General features: G+C 74.2%; 3 protein-coding genes and 1 pseudogene. All 4 read right to left on the minus strand.

Translation table 11 applies throughout. The features are described from left to right. Positions 1–839 (minus strand): annotated as a pseudogene (locus FAF44_RS52440) (hypothetical protein); the annotation flags it as partial. A gap of 83 nt (positions 840–922) precedes the next feature. Then, positions 923–1852, minus strand: coding sequence for a PfkB family carbohydrate kinase (locus FAF44_RS52445; protein ID WP_237110994.1), 930 nt, complete (start codon positions 1850–1852; stop codon positions 923–925). Then, positions 1849–2775 (minus strand): pseudouridine-5'-phosphate glycosidase, encoded by a 927-nt coding sequence (locus tag FAF44_RS52450; protein ID WP_237110995.1) that lies wholly within the window; start codon positions 2773–2775, stop codon positions 1849–1851. Before FAF44_RS52450 ends, FAF44_RS52445 begins: the two co-directional genes overlap by 4 nt. Positions 2776–2896: 121 nt before the next feature. Beyond that, the coding region (locus tag FAF44_RS52455; RefSeq protein ID WP_237110996.1) for a YeiH family protein at positions 2897–3641 on the minus strand (745 nt) is incomplete at its 5' end.

Here is a 3641-nt window from a genome sequence, read left to right on the forward strand (position 1 = left end):
GGGTCGGCGGGTTGCTGGACGGCCGGGAAGGACCCCGTCTGCCGATCCTGACCACCGGGAAAGGCGCCGCCCTGGCGTTCCGGAGGTTGCTGCACGGCGGGGAACGACCCCGTCTGGCGCGTCCCCGGGCCGCCGTCGGCCGCCGCGGGCAGCGGGAAGGACCCGCTCTGGCGCGGGTCGGCGGGTTGCTGGACGGCGGGTTGCTGGACGGCGGGTTGCTGGATGGCGGGGAACGACCCCGTCTGACGCGGTTCGCCCGCGCCCGCCTGGCCCTGGACGGCGGCGAAGGAGCCGGTCGTGGCCGGGGGCTGCGGCGCCGCGAAGGAGCCCGTGCCGGGGGAGGCGGACGCCTGGCCGCGCTGGAGCGGCCGGGTCACCTCCGGATGGCCCGCCTGGACGGCGGCGGGGGCCTCGCGCTGGGCCGGGATGCGTCCGAGGATCTCGCGGAAGACCGACCCGATGACGACTTCGGGCGTGGCCGACGGCGTGCTCAGGTCGCTGGGTGACAGGCGGCGCAGCCGCTGCCATCCGCCGAGCCCCGTGATCGCCGTACGGGTGGCCTCGGGCCAGCCGGGCAGCGACGGGTCGATGTGGTGAACCGTCAGCGCGGGCAGCAGGTCGGCCAGCGGCAGGTGGTCCCATCGGGAGGAGGCCAGCCGGGCCAGCCGTTCGCAGATCCAGTCGAGACCCGCCGTGCCGAGCGCCTTCGACAACGCGAGGGACGACCACCATCCCGCGGGCAGTCGCGGATCACCCAACGCCTCGGCCACCTGCTGTGGGCGGCTCCAACGCAGCGCAGGGACTAGGTCGCTCAGGCAGATCGATGACTCGACTTCCATCGGCGGACCTTATCCTCCCCAGTGAGCCGCGTGGTGCTGCTTGTAACGCATGTGGCTAATGGTGCAGCCTACGCGGCAAGCTATCAATCAGTGTGAATAGGGTAAAGACGGTTCAGATCCAAACCGTATCGCGGACGGCCCCCCACCTGGGCCACACATGCGGCTCCGGCACGGCAACCCGCCTCCAAAGCCGCCTGCTCAGCGGCTCCGGAAAGGGTCGCGGCGAGGAATCCGGCGGCGAACGCGTCACCCGCCCCCGTGGAGTCCACCACCTCGGCGGACATCCCCTCCGACGACGCCACCACGTCGCCGTCCACGGCGGCCAGCGCGCCCCGCGCGCCCAGCTTCACCACCGCTGTGCCGTATCTCTCACTCAGGAGCACGGCCGCCCGCTCCGCCGTCGCCGCGCCGCTGAGGAGGAGGGCCTCGTCGAGGTTGGGGATGATCAGTCCGGCCGGGCCGGTCTCGCGGGCGAAGCGCTCGACGCCGAACTCGCGCAGCGGGCCCGTCGAGGCCGGATCGACGCTGATCCGGACGCCCGCCGCGGCGGCGTCCGCCATGGCCCGCTCCGCCAGGCCCCGCCCGGCCTCGGCGAACAGCACGTACCCGGACAGGTGCAGCCGGGTCACGCCGTCGAGCAGGCCGGGGTCCCAGTCGTCCGCCGAGATCAGGCCGCCCGCGCCGCGGTTGGTGAGCATCGAACGCTCGCCGCTCTTGTCCACCATCGCGATCACGACGGCCGTGGGATGGTCGGGATCCACGGCCATGTGCGGGTGCACGCCCGCCTTGGCCAGTTCGGTGGTGTGCCACTCGCTGCTGTCGTAGCCGAGCTTGGCCAGCAGGTGGACCTCGGCGCCCAGATGGGCGGCCCAGGCGGCGGTGTTCGCGCCGGAGCCGCCGGCGCGCAGGACGATCTCGGCCGCCGTGTCGGTGCCCGACATCACCGGGGAGCCGTGCAGCGCCACCACATCGGTGACCACGTCACCGATGACCAGGAGGGCGCCGTCCGTCACGATCGGGCCCAGGACACGGCGATGCGCGCGGCCAGGGCGGTGTTGCCGCGCACGGCGGCGAGGTTGGCCTCGAGGGAGGCGCCGGAGGTGCCGTTCACCAGGTAGCCGAGCAGGAACGGCGTGATCGCCTGCCCCTTGACGCCGTCGCGCTCGGCGGCGGCCAGCGCCTCGGCCAGCACCCGGTCGTGCAGCTCCGGATCGAGCTGCTGATCCTCGGGGACGGGGTTGGCCACGATCAGCGCCGTCTCGGGGCCGCCCAGCGCGTCCTGGCCGCGCATGATGGCCGCGGCCTCGTCGGCGGACTCGATCCGCCAGTCGATGGGCTGGCCAGAGGTGTGCAGGTAGAAGCCGGGGAAGGTGTCGGTGCCGAAGCCCACGACGCTCACGCCGCGCGTCTCCAGCCGCTGCAGCGTGGCGGGCACGTCGAGGATGGACTTGACGCCCGCGCAGACCACGGTGATCCGGGTACGGGCGAGCGTGTCGAGGTCGGCGGACTCGTCCTGGTCCTCGGTCCAGCCGCGGTGCACGCCGCCCAGGCCGCCGGTGGCGAAGACCCGGACCCCGGCGCGGGCGGCCAGGAACGAGGTGGCCGACACGGTGGTCGCGCCGCTGGCCTTCAGCGCCGCGGCCATCGGCAGGTCGCGCTGGCCCAGCTTGCGCAGCCCCGGCTCGGAGGCGACGCGCTCCAGCTCGGCCTCGTTCAGGCCGACGCGGGGCACACCGTCCAGCACGGCGATCGTGGCGGGGACCGCGCCCCCGGCCCGTACGACCGACTCCAGTTCCCGCGCCACCTCCAGGTTGCGCGGCTGCGGCAGCCCGTGGGAGATGATCGTGGACTCCAGCGCCACGACCGGTGCGCCGGTCGCCAGGGCCTCGGCGACCTCGTCGGACGGCTGCAGAAGGGAGTCGGTGGCGCTGCGCATGGTGAGTTTCGTGCTCCTTAGAGTGGCCCTGGACCTGCTTATGGGGAACAGCCGGATTTATGGCATTTGTTCCGAGCGGAGCAGCGTACGGGCCCCGTGGCCCGGCCGTCCACTCCGAGGATCACACGAGCAGCAGGACCCCGGCCAGAGACGTGGCCGCGATGATCGCCGTGGCGATCCCGCCGAGCAGCGCCGCCCGGCCGCCCCGGGCCAGTTCGCGCACGTCGATGCCGGTTCCGAGGCCGAACAGGGCGGCGGCCATGAGCACGTTCGTCACGCCCGGCAGCGCGTCCGTCACGGCGGCCGGCACCGCCCCCGTGCTCCGCACCGCCACCAGCGCCAGGAACGCGGCCACGAACGCCGGCACGACCGGCGGCCGGGCCCCGCCGGCGCGACCGCGCCAGGCCGTCAGCGCCACGATCGGGGCCAGGAGCACCACCCGGCCTAGCTTGACCGTCACCGCCCCGGCCAGCACGCCCGAGGCCGCGCCGATCGCCGCCACCTGGGCCACCTCGTGCACGGCCGCGCCCGTCCACACGCCGAGCTGGGCCGGCGACAGGCCCACCAGGGAGCCCACCAGCGGGACGAGGACGATGGCCGCGGTCCCGTACGACACCACGACGCCCAGCGCGCTCGCGGCGGCCTCCTCGTCGTCGGGCAGGTCGGCGCTCTCCCGCATGGCGGCGATGGCCGCGGCCCCGCAGATCGCCACCCCCGTGGCGATGAGCAGCGACGTGCCGGCGCTCAGCCCCAGCCTGCGTCCGATCGGCGGCGTCACGGCGAACGTCACGCCCGTCGCGACCGCCACCACGGCCAGGCTCTGCCAGCCGAGCGCGAGCACGTCGGGCACGGCGATCTGCAGGCCG

Origin of the sequence: Nonomuraea sp. MG754425 (genome assembly GCF_021699195.1) — a bacterium.
GTDB lineage: Bacteria > Actinomycetota > Actinomycetes > Streptosporangiales > Streptosporangiaceae > Nonomuraea.

Coding starts and splice junctions, on each gene's coding strand:
- FAF44_RS52450 (WP_237110995.1), bottom strand. CDS start 2,775: ATGCGCAGCGCCACCGACTCCCTTCTGCAGCCGTCCGACGAGGTCGCC.